Origin of the sequence: Escherichia sp. E14V7, assembly GCF_004212225.1 — a bacterium.
Lineage (GTDB): Bacteria > Pseudomonadota > Gammaproteobacteria > Enterobacterales > Enterobacteriaceae > Escherichia.
Genome location: NZ_RHJJ01000013.1, coordinates 230,140 through 248,282 on the forward strand (window position 1 = coordinate 230,140; position 18,143 = coordinate 248,282).

At 51.0% G+C, this 18,143-nt stretch carries 18 protein-coding genes and 1 pseudogene; 6 read left to right on the forward strand and 13 right to left on the reverse strand.

Features of this window, described 5'->3' with window-relative positions; genetic code table 11:
* Positions 1-267: 267 nt before the first annotated feature.
* From ackA to yfcC, 3 genes are all read left to right on the forward strand, one after another.
* The gene (gene ackA, locus D9741_RS15195) at positions 268-1,470 is read left to right on the forward strand and encodes an acetate kinase (protein WP_130207228.1); all 1,203 of its coding nucleotides are present in this window, start codon (positions 268-270) and stop codon (positions 1,468-1,470) included.
* A gap of 73 nt (positions 1,471-1,543) precedes the next feature.
* Positions 1,544-3,688, forward strand: a complete 2,145-nt coding sequence (pta, locus tag D9741_RS15200) for a phosphate acetyltransferase (protein ID WP_130207230.1) — start codon at positions 1,544-1,546, stop codon at positions 3,686-3,688.
* Between the two features lie 190 nt (positions 3,689-3,878).
* Positions 3,879-5,399: a putative basic amino acid antiporter YfcC gene (yfcC, locus tag D9741_RS15205; RefSeq protein WP_130207232.1), complete on the forward strand. Its 1,521-nt coding sequence runs from the start codon at positions 3,879-3,881 to the stop codon at positions 5,397-5,399.
* Between the two features lie 51 nt (positions 5,400-5,450).
* Here the strand turns inward: yfcC and D9741_RS23800 are convergent.
* The 4 genes and pseudogenes from D9741_RS23800 to yfcF all read right to left on the reverse strand — a co-directional run.
* A pseudogene (locus D9741_RS23800) lies at positions 5,451-5,549 on the reverse strand (hypothetical protein); the annotation flags it as partial.
* 54 nt (positions 5,550-5,603) lie between these two features.
* Positions 5,604-6,146, reverse strand: coding sequence for an NUDIX hydrolase YfcD (yfcD, locus tag D9741_RS15210; RefSeq protein ID WP_130207234.1), 543 nt, complete (start codon positions 6,144-6,146; stop codon positions 5,604-5,606).
* A gap of 58 nt (positions 6,147-6,204) precedes the next feature.
* On the reverse strand, positions 6,205-6,756 hold the full coding sequence (gene yfcE / locus D9741_RS15215; protein WP_064526570.1) for a phosphodiesterase: 552 nt from the start codon (positions 6,754-6,756) through the stop codon (positions 6,205-6,207).
* A 55-nt stretch (positions 6,757-6,811) separates the two neighbouring features.
* Positions 6,812-7,456 (reverse strand): glutathione transferase, encoded by a 645-nt coding sequence (gene yfcF, locus D9741_RS15220; RefSeq protein WP_130216958.1) that lies wholly within the window; start codon positions 7,454-7,456, stop codon positions 6,812-6,814.
* Positions 7,457-7,590: 134 nt separating this feature from the next.
* Here yfcF and yfcG point away from each other — a divergent pair, with 134 nt between their 5' ends.
* Genes yfcG through D9741_RS15235 form a run of 3 tightly spaced genes read left to right on the forward strand, consistent with a single transcriptional unit; the run spans position 7,591 to position 9,571 of the window.
* Entirely contained in the window at positions 7,591-8,238 is a 648-nt protein-coding gene (yfcG, locus tag D9741_RS15225; protein WP_130216956.1) for a GSH-dependent disulfide bond oxidoreductase, read from the forward strand.
* Positions 8,239-8,294: 56 nt separating this feature from the next.
* The gene (gene folX, locus D9741_RS15230; protein ID WP_130207240.1) at positions 8,295-8,657 is read left to right on the forward strand and encodes a dihydroneopterin triphosphate 2'-epimerase; all 363 of its coding nucleotides are present in this window, start codon (positions 8,295-8,297) and stop codon (positions 8,655-8,657) included.
* A 20-nt stretch (positions 8,658-8,677) separates the two neighbouring features.
* Positions 8,678-9,571 (forward strand): TIGR01777 family oxidoreductase, encoded by an 894-nt coding sequence (locus D9741_RS15235; protein ID WP_130216954.1) that lies wholly within the window; start codon positions 8,678-8,680, stop codon positions 9,569-9,571.
* A 47-nt stretch (positions 9,572-9,618) separates the two neighbouring features.
* On the opposite strand, the gene D9741_RS15240 is transcribed toward D9741_RS15235, so the two are convergent.
* The 9 genes from D9741_RS15240 to cvpA form a co-directional block, all read right to left on the reverse strand.
* Positions 9,619-10,509 carry an Rpn family recombination-promoting nuclease/putative transposase gene (locus D9741_RS15240; RefSeq protein ID WP_130216952.1) on the reverse strand — a complete coding sequence of 297 codons (891 nt, stop codon included), beginning with the start codon at positions 10,507-10,509 and terminating at the stop codon, positions 9,619-9,621.
* 196 nt (positions 10,510-10,705) lie between these two features.
* Positions 10,706-11,479, reverse strand: a complete 774-nt coding sequence (gene hisP, locus D9741_RS15245) for a histidine ABC transporter ATP-binding protein HisP (RefSeq protein WP_130216950.1) — start codon at positions 11,477-11,479, stop codon at positions 10,706-10,708.
* Positions 11,480-11,486: 7 nt separating this feature from the next.
* Entirely contained in the window at positions 11,487-12,203 is a 717-nt protein-coding gene (locus D9741_RS15250; protein ID WP_000569948.1) for an ABC transporter permease, read from the reverse strand.
* A complete protein-coding gene (gene hisQ, locus D9741_RS15255; protein ID WP_064526547.1) occupies positions 12,200-12,886 on the reverse strand; it encodes a histidine ABC transporter permease HisQ in 687 nt (228 codons plus the stop codon). The genes D9741_RS15250 and hisQ overlap by 4 nt, the downstream gene beginning before the upstream one ends.
* Before the next feature lie 89 nt (positions 12,887-12,975).
* Positions 12,976-13,758, reverse strand: coding sequence for a histidine ABC transporter substrate-binding protein HisJ (gene hisJ, locus D9741_RS15260; protein ID WP_130216948.1), 783 nt, complete (start codon positions 13,756-13,758; stop codon positions 12,976-12,978).
* 220 nt (positions 13,759-13,978) lie between these two features.
* Positions 13,979-14,761: a lysine/arginine/ornithine ABC transporter substrate-binding protein ArgT gene (gene argT / locus D9741_RS15265; RefSeq protein WP_064526540.1), complete on the reverse strand. Its 783-nt coding sequence runs from the start codon at positions 14,759-14,761 to the stop codon at positions 13,979-13,981.
* Positions 14,762-15,025: 264 nt separating this feature from the next.
* A complete protein-coding gene (gene ubiX / locus D9741_RS15270; protein ID WP_130216946.1) occupies positions 15,026-15,595 on the reverse strand; it encodes a flavin prenyltransferase UbiX in 570 nt (189 codons plus the stop codon).
* Positions 15,596-15,689: 94 nt separating this feature from the next.
* Positions 15,690-17,207: an amidophosphoribosyltransferase gene (purF, locus tag D9741_RS15275; protein WP_130216944.1), complete on the reverse strand. Its 1,518-nt coding sequence runs from the start codon at positions 17,205-17,207 to the stop codon at positions 15,690-15,692.
* A 36-nt stretch (positions 17,208-17,243) separates the two neighbouring features.
* The gene (gene cvpA, locus D9741_RS15280) at positions 17,244-17,732 is read right to left on the reverse strand and encodes a colicin V production protein (protein WP_000262113.1); all 489 of its coding nucleotides are present in this window, start codon (positions 17,730-17,732) and stop codon (positions 17,244-17,246) included.
* Between the last annotated feature and the right edge of the window lie 411 nt (positions 17,733-18,143).

An 18,143-nucleotide genomic window follows, 5' to 3' on the forward strand; every position in this document is an offset into this window, starting at 1 on the left:
AAACATTTTGTCTTCCGTACCCACAATCAGGTATCCTTTAGCAGCCTGAAATGGCCGAGTAGTACATATTCATTGAGTCGTCAAATTCATAAACATTATGCCATTGGCTGAAAATTACGCAAAATGGCATAGACTCAAGATATTTCTTCCATCATGCAAAAAAAATTTGCAGTGCATGATGTTAATCATAAATGTCGGTGTCATCATGCGCTACGCTCTATGGCTCCCTGACGTTTTTTTAGCCACGTATCAATTATAGGTACTTCCATGTCGAGTAAGTTAGTACTGGTTCTGAACTGCGGTAGTTCTTCACTGAAATTTGCAATCATCGATGCAGCGAATGGTGAAGAGTACCTTTCTGGTTTAGCCGAATGTTTCCACCTGCCTGAAGCACGTATCAAATGGAAAATGGACGGCAATAAACAAGAAGCGGCTTTAGGTGCAGGCGCCGCTCACAGCGAAGCGCTCAACTTTATCGTTAATACTATTCTGGCACAAAAACCAGAACTATCTGCGCAGCTGACCGCTATCGGTCACCGTATCGTACACGGCGGTGAGAAGTATACCAGCTCCGTAGTGATCGACGAGTCTGTTATTCAGGGTATCAAAGATGCAGCTTCTTTTGCACCGCTGCACAACCCGGCTCACCTGATCGGTATCGAAGAAGCACTGAAATCTTTCCCGCAGTTGAAAGATAAAAACGTTGCTGTATTTGACACGGCGTTCCACCAGACTATGCCGGAAGAGTCTTACCTCTACGCCCTGCCGTACAACCTGTACAAAGAGCACGGCATCCGTCGTTACGGCGCGCACGGTACCAGCCACTTCTATGTAACCCAGGAAGCGGCAAAAATGCTGAACAAACCGGTAGAAGAACTGAACATCATCACCTGCCACCTGGGCAACGGTGGTTCCGTTTCTGCTATCCGTAACGGCAAATGCGTTGATACCTCTATGGGTCTGACTCCGCTGGAAGGCCTGGTAATGGGTACTCGTTCTGGTGACATCGATCCGGCGATCATTTTCCACCTGCACGACACCCTCGGCATGAGCGTTGATGCCATCAACAAACTGCTGACCAAAGAGTCTGGCCTGCTGGGTCTGACCGAAGTGACCAGCGACTGCCGCTATGTTGAAGATAACTACGCGACGAAAGAAGACGCGAAGCGCGCAATGGACGTTTACTGCCACCGCCTGGCGAAATACATCGGTGCATACACCGCGCTGATGGATGGTCGTCTGGACGCTGTTGTATTCACCGGTGGTATCGGTGAAAACGCTGCGATGGTTCGTGAACTGTCTCTGGGCAAACTGGGCGTGCTGGGCTTTGAAGTTGATCGCGAACGCAACCTGGCTGCACGTTTCGGCAAATCTGGTTTCATCAACAAAGAAGGTACCCGTCCTGCGGTGGTTATCCCAACCAACGAAGAACTGGTCATCGCGCAAGACGCGAGCCGCCTGACTGCCTGATTTCACACCGCCAGCCCAGCTGGCGGTGCTGTTTTGTAACCCGCCAACCGGCGGTAACGAAAGAGGATAAACCGTGTCCCGTATTATTATGCTGATCCCTACCGGAACCAGCGTCGGTCTGACCAGCGTCAGCCTCGGCGTGATCCGTGCAATGGAACGCAAAGGCGTTCGTCTGAGCGTTTTCAAACCTATTGCTCAGCCGCGTACCGGTGGCGATGCGCCCGATCAGACAACGACTATCGTGCGTGCGAGCTCTTCCACCACGACAGCCGCCGAACCGCTGAAAATGAGCTACGTTGAAGGTCTGCTTTCCAGCAATAAAAAAGATGTGCTGATGGAAGAGATCGTCGCGAACTACCACGCTAACACCAAAGACGCTGAAGTGGTTCTGGTTGAAGGTCTGGTACCGACACGTAAACACCAGTTTGCCCAGTCTCTGAACTACGAAATCGCCAAAACGCTGAACGCGGAAATCGTCTTCGTTATGTCTCAGGGCACCGACACCCCGGAACAGCTGAAAGAGCGTATCGAACTGACTCGTAACAGCTTCGGTGGTGCCAAAAACACCAACATCACTGGCGTTATCGTTAACAAACTGAACGCACCGGTTGATGAACAGGGTCGTACTCGCCCGGATCTGTCCGAGATTTTCGACGACTCTTCCAAAGCTAAAATCAACAATGTTGATCCGGCGAAGCTGCAAGAATCCAGCCCGCTGCCGGTTCTCGGCGCTGTGCCGTGGAGCTTTGATCTGATCGCGACTCGTGCTATCGATATGGCACGCCACCTGAACGCCACCATCATCAACGAAGGCGACATCAACACTCGCCGCGTGAAATCTGTAACTTTCTGCGCACGCAGCATTCCACACATGCTGGAGCACTTCCGTGCAGGTTCTCTGCTGGTAACTTCCGCAGACCGTCCTGACGTACTGGTTGCCGCTTGCCTTGCTGCCATGAACGGCGTAGAAATCGGCGCCCTGCTGCTGACTGGCGGCTACGAAATGGACGCACGCATTTCTAAACTGTGCGAACGCGCTTTCGCTACCGGCCTGCCGGTATTCATGGTAAATACCAACACCTGGCAGACTTCTCTGAGCCTGCAGAGCTTCAACCTGGAAGTTCCGGTTGACGATCACGAGCGTATCGAGAAAGTTCAGGAATACGTTGCTAACTACATCAACGCTGACTGGATTGACTCTCTGACTGCCACTTCCGAGCGCAGCCGTCGTCTGTCTCCGCCTGCGTTCCGTTATCAGCTGACCGAACTGGCGCGCAAAGCGGGTAAACGTATCGTTCTGCCGGAAGGCGACGAACCGCGTACCGTTAAAGCAGCCGCCATCTGTGCTGAACGTGGTATCGCAACTTGCGTACTGTTGGGTAACCCGGCAGAGATCAACCGAGTTGCAGCGTCTCAGGGCGTAGAACTGGGCGCAGGCATTGAAATCGTTGATCCAGAAGTGGTTCGCGAAAAATATGTTGCTCGTCTGGTCGAACTGCGTAAGAACAAAGGCATGACCGAAACTGTTGCCCGCGAACAGCTGGAAGACAACGTGGTTCTCGGTACCCTGATGCTGGAACAGGATGAAGTTGATGGTCTGGTTTCCGGTGCTGTTCACACCACCGCAAACACCATCCGTCCGCCGCTGCAGCTGATCAAAACTGCACCGGGTAGCTCTCTGGTATCTTCCGTGTTCTTCATGCTGCTACCGGAACAGGTTTACGTTTACGGTGACTGTGCGATCAACCCGGATCCGACCGCAGAACAGCTGGCAGAAATCGCGATTCAGTCCGCAGATTCCGCCGCAGCCTTCGGTATCGAACCGCGCGTGGCTATGCTCTCCTACTCCACCGGTACTTCTGGTGCAGGTAGCGACGTAGAGAAAGTTCGCGAAGCAACTCGTCTGGCGCAGGAAAAACGTCCTGACCTGATGATCGACGGCCCGCTGCAGTACGACGCTGCGGTAATGGCTGACGTTGCGAAATCTAAAGCGCCGAACTCTCCGGTTGCAGGTCGCGCTACCGTGTTCATCTTCCCGGATCTGAACACCGGTAACACCACCTACAAAGCGGTACAGCGTTCTGCCGACCTGATCTCCATCGGGCCGATGCTGCAGGGTATGCGCAAGCCGGTTAACGACCTGTCCCGTGGCGCACTGGTTGACGATATCGTCTACACCATCGCGCTGACTGCGATTCAGTCTGCACAGCAGCAGTAATATCGTCATAATCCGCAGCCTTACTGCTGCGGATATCAGAACCGGAAATAGCCACTATTTCCGGTTTTTTATTCTCTTAATTTGCATTACTCCTTTCTGATTATCTTGCTTAACTGCGCTGCATCAATGAATTGCGTCATCTCACTTTGCATACTTACCACTTTGTCTTGTGCAAGGGAAAATTTGCGCTATGTCAGCAATCACTGAATCCAAACCAACCAGAAGATGGGCAATGCCCGATACTCTGGTGATTATCTTTTTTGTTGCTATTTTAACCAGCCTCGCCACCTGGGTTGTTCCGGTGGGAATGTTTGACAGTCAGGAAGTGCAATATCAGGTTGATGGTCAGACAAAAACACGCAAGGTTGTAGACCCTCACTCATTTCGCATTCTGACCAACGAAGCGGGCGAACCAGAGTATCACCGCGTGCAACTGTTCTCGACGGGCGATGAACGTCCCGGCCTGATGAACTTCCCGTTTGAAGGGCTAACTTCTGGCTCGAAATATGGGACCGCCGTTGGCATCATCATGTTTATGCTGGTGATTGGCGGCGCGTTTGGCATCGTGATGCGTACAGGAACTATTGATAACGGCATCCTGGCGCTTATCCGCCACACACGAGGGAATGAAATTCTTTTCATTCCGGCGTTATTTATTCTCTTTTCACTCGGCGGTGCGGTATTTGGCATGGGGGAAGAGGCAGTCGCCTTTGCCATCATCATCGCGCCACTCATGGTACGGCTGGGTTATGACAGTATCACCACCGTCCTGGTAACCTATATCGCTACGCAAATCGGTTTTGCCAGCTCGTGGATGAACCCGTTCTGCGTGGTCGTCGCCCAGGGGATCGCTGGTGTTCCGGTGCTTTCTGGCTCCGGTTTGCGCATCGTGGTATGGGTAATCTCTACTCTGATTGGCCTGGTCTTCACCATGGTGTACGCCTCACGGGTGAAAAAGAATCCTCTGTTGTCACGCGTTCATGAGTCCGATCGTTTCTTCCGCGAAAAACAGGCGGATGTCGAACAGCGCCCATTTACCTTTGGTGACTGGCTGGTATTAATTGTTTTAACCGCCGTCATGATCTGGGTGATTTGGGGCGTTATCGTCAATGCCTGGTTTATTCCTGAAATTGCCAGCCAGTTCTTCGCTATGGGTCTGGTAATTGGCATCATCGGCGTTGTCTTCCGTCTGAATGGTATGACGGTAAACACCATGGCTTCATCATTTACCGAAGGCGCGCGAATGATGATAGCCCCCGCCCTGCTGGTTGGTTTCGCCAAAGGGATTTTGCTGCTGGTAGGTAACGGCGAAGCCGGTGATGCCAGCGTACTGAATACCATCCTCAACAGCATTGCCAATGCCATTAGCGGCCTTGATAACGCGGTCGCGGCGTGGTTTATGCTGCTCTTCCAGGCGGTATTTAATTTCTTCGTGACATCCGGTTCTGGCCAGGCCGCGTTAACCATGCCGTTACTGGCACCGCTTGGCGATCTGGTCGGCGTTAACCGTCAGGTTACCGTGCTGGCCTTCCAGTTTGGCGATGGCTTCAGTCATATCATTTACCCGACCTCGGCTTCATTAATGGCCACGCTCGGTGTTTGCCGGGTGGACTTCCGTAACTGGATCAAAGTGGGGGCAACACTGCTTGGATTGCTGTTTATTATGTCCAGCGTGGTGGTGATAGGCGCCCAGTTGATGGGCTACCATTAAAAACGTTAAGAGCCGCGATTGCGGCTCTTAGATTGATGACAACGGAAAAATTGCCTGATGCGCTACGCTTATCATGCCTACATGGCCCATGCAATATATTGAATTTGCACTATTTTGTAGGCCGGATAAGGCATTTACGCCGCATCCGGCATAAACAAAGCGCACTTTGTCTGCAACCTGAGAGCCGCAACTGCGGCTCTTTTTTCATTCTGCCGTTTCAGTCTCTACGGCTTCATTGTTGGCATTGCGCTTCATCCACAACGCCAAAGCTTTTAGCGAGTCTGGTGTGAACTCATCGCAACGCGCGGTGATTTCTTCTGGCGTCAGCCAGCAGACCTCGCTGACTTCATCTTCCTGAAGGGCGAAAGGGCCGTGAGAAACACAGCTGAACAACGCGCCCCAGACACGGCAATTTTTATCTTCGAAATAGAACTGCCCGTGCTCGGCAAAGGGGACACCGGCAATGCCCAACTCTTCTTCCGCTTCGCGACGTGCGGATTCCAGCAGTTGTTCATCAGCCTGGACCACACCACCGGCAGTAGCATCTAACATGCCGGGTAAAAAGTCTTTTGTCTCGGTACGACGCTGGACCAGAATTTTGCCCATACCATCATGCACGACGATGTAAGTTGCACGATGACGCAGACACTGTGCCCGCATTTGTTCCCGGCTGGCTTGTGCAATGACTTCGTTATCTTCATTGACAATATCCACCCATTCAGTACTTGCCAAACGACGCTGTTCCATTATCAGGAAACCTTCTTTTTCTGGCGCTCTTACGGCGCATTTTGAGTTGTTGGGTAAATTACGGATTAATCGCGACCTGCGCAATGATACTTTGATCATTGAGTGCGATTACGCTTAGTACGTCATCTTCGAGCATGCCGTAGCTCGCCAGATTGCCGCCTTTCGGAATGCTAACCGAACCGGGGTTGAAGTGGAAAATCTCCCCCCGCTGCTCCGCCACCGGCAGATGGGTATGACCATACACCAGCACGTCGTTCTGGTTTAACGCCGGCAGATTATCCGGGCCAAACAGATGCCCATGTGTCAGAAACAGGCGCTGTTTTTCCAGCAACACCTGTTGCCATGGCGCGGTCATTGGGAAATGCAGCAGCATTTGGTCCACTTCACTGTCGCAGTTGCCACGTACAGCGATGACTTTATGCGCCACTTCATTCAACCGTTCCGCCACCTTTGCCGGTGCATAGCCCTCCGGTAAAGCATTGCGCGGGCCGTGATTCAGCACGTCGCCAAGAATCACCAGCCACTGCGCGCCGCTTTGGGCAAACAACTCCAGTACACGTTCCGTCGCCGGTAACGACCCATGAATGTCCGATGCAAACATCAGTTTCATCACTCACTCCTCGTCGAAAAAACGTAAGCTATGATACTGGATTCTGTCGCTGCTATCAGCCAGATTGCTTTGCTGAAAGTGCAATAAAACGCTGAACTGAAGCCCGCTGCCACTGGAATGCCGCATAATCCACCAGACGCTCCGGCACCTCATCGCCGTGCAGCACCAGACGATTAATCATTAGCGCTAAATCAGTGTCGGCAATGCACCACTCGCCAAACAAATTAGGCTGGTTATGCGTCAGTAAATGTTCTGCCATTGCGAACAGTTTCTGCGCGCTGGCTTTTCCCTCCGCCGTTAGCGGTGCTTTTTTTACGCCAGCAAAAACGACATCCGTCGAACGCTCTTCACGCAGAGGCATCAGGTCGCTCCGCAGCCATGCCTGAATTTGCCGTGCACGCGCCCGGTTTTGCAGATCTAATGGATAAATGCGTTCCCAGGTCGGCGGCGCAAAACGGTCTTCCAGATATTCCGCTATGGCAGAGGATTCACTCAACTCAAAATCATCAATCTGTAACAAAGGCACGCGGCGTGTCTGCCCGTAACCTTGCCACGTCGGCTGTAAATGTTCACCGCTGTCAAGGTCGATAGTCTTTATATGAAAAGGTAGTCCTTTCTCCTGCAACGCCACCCAGGCGGATAACACGTAGGGTGAGAAAAAATGGGCATCTGACCAAAGCGTGATAGCGGGTTTACTCATTATATCCTCGGCGATAAAGGGGCTTGCTCTCAAACTATAGAGCCTTTTTGTCACTGTTACTTGATGAAAACTCACGCGAGTCTCCGGGGTTTCTATACTTGAGATGTTCAGATTATTAGACAACCGGAGCTGCAATGATCGATCTCTATTACGCCCCTACCCCAAATGGCCACAAAATTACGCTGTTTCTCGAAGAGGCTGGTCTGGAATATCGTTTAATCAAGGTTGACCTGGGGAAAGGCAGTCAGTTTCGCCCGGAGTTTTTGCGCATATCGCCGAACAATAAGATTCCGGCAATTGTTGATCATTCACCGACTGATGGCGGCGAACCGTTAAACCTCTTTGAGTCAGGTGCAATTTTGTTGTATCTGGCAGAGAAAACGGGACTATTTTTAAGTCACGACCCGCGTGAGCGCGCCACCACCTTACAATGGTTATTCTGGCAGGTTGGCGGCCTGGGGCCAATGCTCGGACAGAATCATCATTTTAATCATGCTGCGCCACAGACTATTCCTTACGCTATTGAACGTTATCAGGTTGAAACCCAGCGTCTGTATCACGTACTCAATAAGCGCCTGGAAAACGCCCCCTGGCTTGGCGGCGAAGATTACAGCATTGCGGATATTGCCTGTTGGCCGTGGGTAAATGCATATGCTCGTCAGCGGATTGACCTTGCTATGTACCCGGCAGCGAAGAACTGGCATGAGCGGATCCGTTCGCGCCCTGCCACCGGGCAATCACTATTAAAGGCTCAATTGAATGATGAGATCTCAGATAGTTAACTGAGAAAGGTTCTCGTGTATTATTCCTGTCTAAGTAAAACAACAGGGAACCTGCAATGTCACAACCTGCCGCTATTATTCGTATAAAGAACCTTCGTTTACGTACATTTATCGGAATTAAGGACGAAGAGATTAACAACCGTCAGGATATCGTTATCAATGTCACGATCCACTACCCCGCCGATAAAGCGCGTACCAGTGAAGATATTAATGACGCGCTGAACTATCGCACCGTCACCAAAAACATCATTCAACACGTGGAGAATAACCGTTTCTCTTTGCTGGAAAAATTAACTCAGGATGTGCTCGATATCGCACGTGAACATCACTGGGTAACCTATGCTGAAGTGGAGATCGATAAACTGCACGCGTTGCGCTACGCCGATTCGGTATCAATGACCTTGAGCTGGCAGCGTTAACCGCCATATCGGGAGGCTGCATGAATATAGTGATCACCGGAGGGACGGGATTAATTGGTCGCCATTTAATCCCGCGTTTGCTGGAATTGGGCCATCAGGTCACAGTGGTGACGCGTAACCCGCAGAAAGCCAGTTCAATCCTCGGCCCTCAGGTGACACTATGGCAAGGGCTTGCCAATCAAAGCAACCTCAACGGCGTTGACGCGGTAATCAACCTGGCTGGCGAACCGATTGCCGACAAACGCTGGACTCACGAGCAAAAAGACCTACTGTGCCAAAGTCGCTGGAATATTACGCAAAAACTGGTGGATTTAATTAACGCCAGCGACACACCGCCGTCGGTCCTTATTTCTGGTTCGGCGACGGGATATTACGGTGATTTAGGTGAAGTTGTAGTTACCGAAGAAGAAGCTCCGCATAACGAATTTACCCATAAACTCTGCGCTCGTTGGGAAGAAATTGCCTGTCGGGCGCAAAGCGACAAAACGCGAGTGTGCCTGCTGCGTACCGGTGTGGTACTGGCACCAGATGGCGGTATTCTCGGCAAAATGCTGCCGCCGTTTCGCCTCGGTTTAGGTGGCCCTATTGGCTCTGGTCGGCAGTATCTGGCCTGGATTCATATCGATGATATGGTCAACGGGATTCTCTGGCTGCTGGATAACGATCTACGCGGACCGTTTAATATGGTTGCCCCCTACCCGGTACGCAATGAACAATTTTCCCATGCGCTCGGCCATGTACTGCATCGCCCGGCAATTATGCGCGTCCCCGCGACCGCCATTCGGCTGTTAATGGGCGAATCTTCAGTTCTGGTGTTAGGTGGACAACGCGCGTTACCTAAAAGGCTGGAAGAAGCGGGGTTTGCGTTTCGCTGGTACGATTTAGACGAGGCGCTGGCAGATGTCGTTCGCTGATGTGGTTTACCGCGAACATCCGCCAGTTAGTCCCTGGTAATTCAGAATTAGTGGCTTTTCGCCAAAAGGTCGTCTGGCGAAAGTCGGGTCAACATCAGGATGACTTCGCGGTCAAATCCTTTTTCCAGCATCTCCTGAGCAATTCGCAGGGCTTCTTCGTGTTTGCCCTGCATTGCGCCTTCTTCACGTAATCTGTCAGCAATGGTCATCAGTTTCTCCTTTTCTTGTGGTGCACGTTCCGCTATCTCACCAATAAATGAGCGGAAGCGCTGGGCATCCCCCGTTTGTAATACGTAATTAAACAGGGCTTTTAGCTGCCTGTCATTAGTGTTGCCTGTAATAAGCAGAGAAACTATTTGATCGACTAATCCCAACAGATCGCGCTGGCGAATATGTTTCTGCATTAACTCCAGCAACGCCATTTTGCGGTGTTGCATAATCTCGTCATCCGGCACTACGGTAATATCCACCAGCGGAAAAGCCGATGAATAAATTTGGCGGGCAATAGCAGGTTCTGCAAATTCATCAAGCCAACATAGAGAATAAGGATAAGGACTTCTGCAACCATAATAAAACAGCATCGGGATCACCAAAGGCAGTTCTTTATAGCCTGCATCAAGATGGTTTTGCATTGCCGCGATAGAATAGCGCATCATGCGAAAAGCCATTAATTCTTCCGCCTTACTTTGGTGTTCAATGACGACATAAATATATCCCATCCCCTCATCAGTTTTCACTGACCACAAGATGTCGGAGTAATATTGCCGCAGGTTTTCATCAATAAAACTGTTGGGTTCCAGTTTTAACGTCGATAAATCACAAAGTTTACGTAGCGGCGCAGGAAGGTGAATATCAATAAAATCCCGTGCGGTGTCCGGGTGACGTAAAAAGGATTTAAATACCACATCATGCGGTGTGGAAGTTGTCGATATGGTCATGGCGTTCCGTCACCCCTCAAATTTAAGATGACGAGACAATAACCACCCTTTATAAGCAATGCAGCAGGCAGTTTTTATATCTGGACAGCGAATTCAGAACTATTTTAAGTGGACTGCAATATATACATGTCAATGGAAGCCAACTCGCAAATTAGCCTTGAAAATACTCCGGCAGCATTAGCCACCGGAGAGGAAATTATTTCAGCGATCCCTTAAGGAACTGTTGCAAACGAGGACTTTGCGGGTTGCCAAATAATTGTTCTGGCGCACCCTCTTCTTCGATTTTCCCCTGATGGAGGAAAATAACATGTGTGGAGACATGGCGAGCAAATTCCATTTCGTGGGTTACCACCACCATCGTTTTCCCCTCTTCCGCCAGCTGCTGCATAATGCGCAGCACTTCGCCCACCAGCTCTGGGTCAAGGGCCGATGTAGGTTCATCAAACAGCAGAACTTCTGGTTCCATTGCCAGCGCCCTTGCGATGGAAACACGCTGTTGCTGACCGCCAGAAAGGTGCACCGGATATTTCCCCTGCGCACGTTCGTCTATGCCGACCTTCGCCAGATATTTCACCGCTCGCTCGCGCGCTTCCTGCTTGCTCAGGCCCAGCACCTGAATGGGCGCTTCCATGACGTTTTCCAGCACCGTCATGTGGCTCCAGAGATTGAAGTGCTGGAATACCATCGTCAGGCGTGTGCGCAGCAAGCGCAGCTGATTTTTATCGGCGACTTTGAGTTGGCCGTCTTTATCCCGCACCAGATTGATAGTCTGGCCGTTAACCACGATCGAGCCTTCACTCGGTTTTTCGAGGAAGTTAATGCAGCGCAGAAAGGTACTTTTCCCCGATCCCGACGATCCGATGATGCTGATCACATCCCCGGCGTTCGCTTGCAGTGACACCCCTTTCAGCACTTCATGTTCGCCGTAGCGTTTGTGCAAATCGATAACGTTTAATTTATTCTCGGACATCGTATTCTCAGTGCGTTGAAGAAGGTTTCACATGCTGCAACCAGCGTTTTTCCGCTCTGCGAAAGAGGCTGATCAGGACATAAGAGATGATTAAATAGAGTACCGCAGCAATGCCAAAGGCGGTAAAAGGTTGATACGTCGCGGCGTTGATATCACGGGCAATTTTCAGCAGATCCGGCACCGTGGCAGTAAACGCCAGCGCAGTCGAGTGCAACATCAGGATCACTTCGTTGCTGTAGGCCGGTAAAGCAATGCGCAGCGCCGACGGTAAAATAATGCAGCGATACATTTTAAAGGTCGAGAAACCATAGGCTCTGGCAGCTTCAATTTCCCCGTGCGGCACCGAGCGAATCGCTCCGGCAAAAATCTCGGTGGTGTAAGCACAAGTGTTAAGCGTCAGCGCCAGCACGGTACAGTTCAGGCCACTGCGGAAGAAAGCGTTAAGAAACTCGGTACCCTTAACAATCTCCAGCGTGTACATGCCGGAATAGAACACCAGCAACTGAACATACAGCGGCGTACCGCGAAAAATATAGGTAAATAACCAGATTGGAAACTGGATGTATTTATTACTTGAGACGCGACCAATCGCCAGAAACAGCGCCAGAATTCCGCCTATCACTACTGACAAAATCAGCAACCAAAGGGTAATCGCCACGCCGGTAAAGCGATAACCGTCGGTCCACAACAGCGGTTTCCAGTATTCATGTAAGATTTCGATCACAGGTCAGCCCTCTTCACACCCACGGAGTAGCGGCGCTCAAGGAACAGCAGCACACCATTGGAAACGGTGGTGAAAACCAGATAAATCACGCCACAGACGATGGCGAAATAGAACGGTTCCCATGTACTTTTGCCTGCCAATTGGGTGGCTTTCACCACATCTTCCAGGCCGAGTAACGAAACCAGAGCGGTAGATTTGAGGATCACCTGCCAGTTGTTGCCAATGCCCGGCAGAGCGTAACGCATCATCGCCGGAAACATAATCCGCCGAAATACTTGCCCGCGAGTAAAACCGAACGCCGTAGCCGCCTCTATTTGTCCTTTCGGCACCGCCATAAACGCGCCACGGAACGTTTCGGTGAAGTAAGCACCGTAAATAAAACCCAGGGTGATAATACCGGCAACCATCGGGTCGATATCAATCTGTCCGACGCCCATCGCCTCCGTCACCGTATTTAACGCAATCTGCAAACCGTAAAATATCAGCAGCATCAACACTAAATCCGGCACACCGCGAATCAGCGTGGTATATCCTTCGAAAATCAGCCCCGAGAGTCGATTTTGCGAAAGCTTACCGCCAGCGCCAATTAAACCGATGATTACAGCGAGCACTACAGAGCTGATGGCCAGCTCTAGCGTGACGAGCGCACCCTGTAAAATAACACCTGAAAACCCATACAACATGCTGCCTGTCCTGTCGTGTGTGGTGAATTACCGCCTCTTGTCTCCCTCCGGTTACCCGAAGGGAGCGGGCTTTCTTTCACCGATGGCGATTAACCACCATAAACATCAAAATCGAAGTACTTTTTCGCTAATTTCTCGTAAGTACCGTCAGCGCGCATGTCGGCAAAGGCTTTGTTCAGTGCCTCGCGCAGTTCGTTATCGTCTTTACGCAGGCCCATGCCGGTGCCTACGCCAAACAGTTTTTCATCTTTAACAGACGGGCCACCGAATTTGTAATCTTTACCGACGGGCTGTTTGAGGAAACCTTCGCTGGCGGCAACTTCGTCCTGGAACGCGGCATCAATACGCCCGGCGGTCAGGTCAGAATAAATATTGTCCTGCCCCTGATAAGAGACGATTTCAATGCCCTTTGGCGCCCAGTGCTCGTTACCAAATGTCTCCTGGGTCGTGCCCTGCAATACGCCCACCCGCTTGCCTTTCAGCGATTCTACTGTCGGCTGAATGTCGGAATTTTTCGCCACAACCAGGCGAGAATCGGCGGCGTACAATTTGTCGGTGAAGGCTATTTCCTGCTGACGTTTTTCGGTGATGGAAAGCGATGACATGATGGCGTCAATCTTCTTCGCTTTTAATGACGGAATTAACGCATCCAGCGGGTTTTCGACAAATGTACATTGCGTATTGATGCGTTTGCACAGTTCCTTCGCCAGGTCGATATCAAAGCCAACCAATTCACCTTGTGAATTTTTTGATTCAAACGGTGCATAAGTTGGGTCAGTACCGATGCGAATATTTTGCGGAATAGCAGCAAAAGCAGCAGTCGCGCTGGAGAAGGCCAGAACCAGAGAGAGCGATAGCACCAGTTTTTTCATAATGTCCTCAACTGACAGTCTTTTAATAGGGAATATTTACAGGTTTGTTACACTTATCGTGCCATAAAATTGACCAACAAGGCAAAATATCCTGGCCAGTTAATCGTATTATTTTTCATTAAAATTGCTTAAGTATGCATTTCAATGCACCACGATAGTGCAACAAACCTATAATGCACCATGATAATGACGCTATCAGGTGCAGCTTCCCTGCGACGTATCAGTCACCATAGACATTAAAATCGAAGTACTTTTTCGCCATCTTGTCGTAAGTACCATCCTGGCGCAGCTCGCCAAGCGCTTTGTCAAAGGCGGCTGTCAGTTCGGCATCATCTTTACGCAGCCCGACACCGGTACCGTCACCGAAGTATTTTTTGTCTTTCACTGATGGGCCTGCAAAGGCGAACTCTTTACCGGCAGGTTGCTTAAGGAATCCTTCACTGGCGGCGACTTCATCTTGTAACGCAGCATCCAGACGCCCCGCAGCAAGATCGGAATAGACTAAATCCTGGTTGGCATAGGCCACAACATCAATACCTTTACTGCGCCAGGTATCGTTAGCGTAGGCTTCCTGAGTGGAGCCTTGCAGCACTCCGACATGTTTACCTTTCAGTGAATCCAGCGTTGGCTGAATCGGCGAACCTTTAGCGGCAATCAGACGGGAATCCGCGGCGTACAGCTTGTCGGAGAAAGCAATCTCCTGCTGACGTTTATCGGTAATGGAGAGCGACGAAATAATAGCGTCGATTTTTTTCGCTTTCAGTGAGGGGATCAGCGCGTCAAAGTCACTGGCAACCCAGGTACATTTCACCTGCATCCGTTTGCACATCTCGTTACCGAGATCGATATCAAAGCCAACAAAGTCACCTTTGGCATCTTTCGATGAGAACGGTGCATAGGTGGTATCCGTTCCGATACGTACCGTCTCCGGCAGCGCCGCGTAGCTGGAAGCTGCTGCGGAGATACCGACTAACAAAGACAGAGCGAGAATCGACTTCTTCATACATAACCCTCAAGTGAAATGGCTTTTTTATATTGTGTATTGTGTTGTGTGTTTGCAGGCTCGTTCATGCAGGTCTTATGCCATCTTGCCGACAGCAGCAACATTCAACGTAAAATATGTTAATAAGACGTTGCATTATTGTCCTGAAATTGAAGATAGCAGGTATGGCGGTTGAATCGCAGCGTTTCGATTCAATGGAAGGAACAAAATGTCGAGGATTTGATCGCGGTTGCAAAATTGCCCTGAAACAGGGCAACAGCGGAGTTAAGCGCCCTGCCAGCGGGCAAAGAGATCTTCGGGAAGGGTTATCGAAAACTGGTCAAGAACACGGTTAACCGTCTGATTTATCACATCATCAAGGGATTGCGGGCGATGATAAAACGCCGGAACGGGAGGCATAATCACCGCACCGATTTCAGCCGCCTGAGTCATTAAACGCAGGTGGCCTAAGTGCAACGGTGTTTCACGCACGCAGAGCACCAACGGGCGACGCTCTTTCAGCACCACATCTGCCGCGCGGGTCAACAGGCCATCGGTATAGCTATGGACAATGCCGGAAAGGGTCTTGATTGAACAGGGTAAAATCACCATGCCCAGCGTCTGGAAAGAACCAGAAGAGATGCTGGCAGCAATATCACGCGCATCATGAGTTACATCGGCTAACGCCTGCACTTCGCGCAGGGAAAAATCCGTTTCGAGGGATAAGGTCTGGCGAGCCGCCTGGCTCATAACCAGATGCGTTTCGATGTCTGCAACATCGCGCAGAACCTGTAATAAGCGCACGCCATAAATCGCGCCGCTGGCACCACTGATGCCTACAATGAGTCGTTTCATAGAGAGTTGCCCTGTCAGACTTGCTGGCAGACTTTGCAGGATTTCGGCGAGAGTTGCAAGTCAGGGTGCCAGACTGGCACCCTGAGTGAAGGCATCATCCTTCGTTATGCATTTCCAGGTTTTCCACTTCGTTCTGACGTTGCAATGCTTTGGCGTCGTCATTACGTAAAGTATCGAGAAAATCGAGGTAGCCCTGATCAACATCTTTGGTGACGTAGACGCCGTTGAACACCGAGCATTCAAACTGCTGGATATCCGGATTTTCAGCGCGAACGGCTTCGATCAGATCGTTCAGATCCTGGAAAATCAACCCGTCAGCACCGATGATCTGGCGAATTTCATCTACTTCGCGACCGTGAGCGATCAGTTCCGTAGCGCTCGGCATATCAATACCGTAAACGTTCGGGAAGCGAATTTCCGGTGCCGCAGAAGCGAGGTACACTTTCTTCGCTCCGGCTTCGCGTGCCATCTCGATAATCTGCTCAGAAGTGGTGCCACGGACGATGGAGTCGTCGACCAGCAAGACGTTTTTATCACGGAATTCGGCGCGGTTGGCGTTCAGTTTACGGCGCACGGACTTACGACGCAGTTGCTGACCCGGCATGATGAAGGTACGACCAACATAGCGGTTTTTAACAAAGCCCTGGCGGTACGGTTTGCCCAGAATTCGGGCAATTTCCAACGCGATATCGCAGGAAGTTTCCGGAATCGGGATCACCACGTCGATATCAAGATCTTCCCATTCACGGGCAATTTTCTCGCCCAGTTTCGTGCCCATATTCACACGCGCGCTGTAAACGGAAATTTTGTCGATGAACGAGTCAGGACGGGCAAAGTAAACATACTCAAACAGGCACGGATTGCTGACCGGATTGTCAGCACACTGACGGGTAAACAACTGCCCTTCTTCAGTGATGTAAATCGCTTCGCCTGGGGCGACGTCACGTAGGAACTCAAAGCCCAGCGTATCGAGCGCAACGCTTTCGGAAGCGACCATATATTCTGTGCGCTTCTCGTCGATATCACGTTTCCCCAACACCAGCGGACGAATCCCGTTAGGATCGCGGAAGGCGACCATACCGTGGCCGATAATCATCGCCACGCAGGCATACGCGCCGCGAATTTGGCGGTTAGTCGCGGCAATGGCGGAGAAAATGTTATCGGCTTCCAGCGGGTAGTGGCGGAAGTTATCCAGCTCGCTGGCGAAGATATTAAGCAGAATTTCCGAGTCGGAAGTGGTGTTGATGTGGCGGCGTTTTTCTTCAAACAGTTTTTTACGCAACTCGTGAGCGTTGGTCAGATTGCCGTTGTGGGCAAGCGTAATACCATACGGAGAGTTAACGTAAAACGGCTGCGCTTCAGAGGCACTGGAGCTGCCAGCCGTAGGGTAACGCACATGACCAATGCCCATATTGCCCTGCAAACGCTGCATATGGCGAGCTTCAAATACATCGCTCACCAGCCCGTTCGCTTTACGCAAACGGAAGCAGTTATTGGCATCTATGGTGATGATGCCGGCGGCATCCTGACCGCGATGCTGAAGCACCGTTAAGGCATCATAAATCGACTGGTTAACCGGCATAACACCGGCGATACCGACAATACCGCACATACGTCTTTTTCCTCGTTAAGCCACATCTCAGAGCACTTACGCCCTGGGCAAGAAACTTGACGAGCTTTGCAGATAATCAAAAAACCATCTGATGATAAAACTGAACTGCGGGATCAGCTGTGATTTGCTCCAGTCTTCGCTTTTCGACACTCCAGTAAAGGAGTCGAGAAAGAAGAGAATGGCAGCAACAATCAACACACCGCGCAACGCACCGAAACAGACGCCCAGCACCCGATCGGTGCCTGACAACCCCGTTTTCTCCACCAGCTGGCCTATCACGAAGTTCACGATAGCACCAACGATCAGGGTAGCGATAAACAGTACCGCGATGGCAATCCCATTTCGAACCAGTTCGTCTTCAAAGCCCGTAAACCAGACTGACAGGTAAGTGTAGTAATGACTGGCGACAAAGAAAGCACAACCCCATGTCACCAGCGATAACGCTTCACGAACAAAGCCGCGGATCAGGCTAACCAGAGAGGAAAAAGCAATCACCGCGATTATGGCGTAATCAATCCAGACCATATGTGTCCCACGATTTTACGCCCTGTCATCCTGTTCGGGGCGCATTCTAACAGAAAAAGAAAACGTTTGCGTAGGGATTTCCTTCCCGCGCATCAATAAAAATGGCGCTGAAAAAATATTCAACGCCATCGACTTTTTATGCCTTTGCGGCATCGGGCAACCATTGTCGGATGCGGCGTGAACGCCTTATCCGACCTACGGTTCTGCTCCAGCACAGGCCTGATAAGACATACTGGCGTCGCATCAGGCAACGGCTGTCGGATGCGGCGTGAACGCCTTATCCGACCTACTGTTCTACCCCTGCGTAGGCCTGATAAGACGCGCTGGCGTCGCATCAGGCAACGGCTGTCGGATGCGGCGTGAACGCCTTATCCGACCTACGGGTCTATCCCTGCGTAGGCCTGATAAGAC

Excerpts from the sequence above, each read along its gene's own strand:
- ackA (WP_130207228.1), top strand. The coding sequence starts at position 268 with ATGTCGAGTAAGTTAGTACTGGTTCTGAACTGCGGTAGTTCTTCACTG.
- yfcC (WP_130207232.1), top strand. The coding sequence starts at position 3,879 with ATGTCAGCAATCACTGAATCCAAACCAACCAGAAGATGGGCAATGCCC.
- yfcD (WP_130207234.1), bottom strand. The coding sequence starts at position 6,146 with ATGGAACAGCGTCGTTTGGCAAGTACTGAATGGGTGGATATTGTCAAT.
- yfcE (WP_064526570.1), bottom strand. The coding sequence starts at position 6,756 with ATGAAACTGATGTTTGCATCGGACATTCATGGGTCGTTACCGGCGACG.
- yfcF (WP_130216958.1), bottom strand. The coding sequence starts at position 7,456 with ATGAGTAAACCCGCTATCACGCTTTGGTCAGATGCCCATTTTTTCTCA.
- yfcG (WP_130216956.1), top strand. The coding sequence starts at position 7,591 with ATGATCGATCTCTATTACGCCCCTACCCCAAATGGCCACAAAATTACG.
- folX (WP_130207240.1), top strand. The coding sequence starts at position 8,295 with ATGTCACAACCTGCCGCTATTATTCGTATAAAGAACCTTCGTTTACGT.
- D9741_RS15235 (WP_130216954.1), top strand. The coding sequence starts at position 8,678 with ATGAATATAGTGATCACCGGAGGGACGGGATTAATTGGTCGCCATTTA.
- D9741_RS15240 (WP_130216952.1), bottom strand. The coding sequence starts at position 10,509 with ATGACCATATCGACAACTTCCACACCGCATGATGTGGTATTTAAATCC.
- hisP (WP_130216950.1), bottom strand. The coding sequence starts at position 11,479 with ATGTCCGAGAATAAATTAAACGTTATCGATTTGCACAAACGCTACGGC.
- hisQ (WP_064526547.1), bottom strand. The coding sequence starts at position 12,886 with ATGTTGTATGGGTTTTCAGGTGTTATTTTACAGGGTGCGCTCGTCACG.
- hisJ (WP_130216948.1), bottom strand. The coding sequence starts at position 13,758 with ATGAAAAAACTGGTGCTATCGCTCTCTCTGGTTCTGGCCTTCTCCAGC.
- argT (WP_064526540.1), bottom strand. The coding sequence starts at position 14,761 with ATGAAGAAGTCGATTCTCGCTCTGTCTTTGTTAGTCGGTATCTCCGCA.
- ubiX (WP_130216946.1), bottom strand. The coding sequence starts at position 15,595 with ATGAAACGACTCATTGTAGGCATCAGTGGTGCCAGCGGCGCGATTTAT.
- purF (WP_130216944.1), bottom strand. The coding sequence starts at position 17,207 with ATGTGCGGTATTGTCGGTATCGCCGGTGTTATGCCGGTTAACCAGTCG.
- cvpA (WP_000262113.1), bottom strand. The coding sequence starts at position 17,732 with ATGGTCTGGATTGATTACGCCATAATCGCGGTGATTGCTTTTTCCTCT.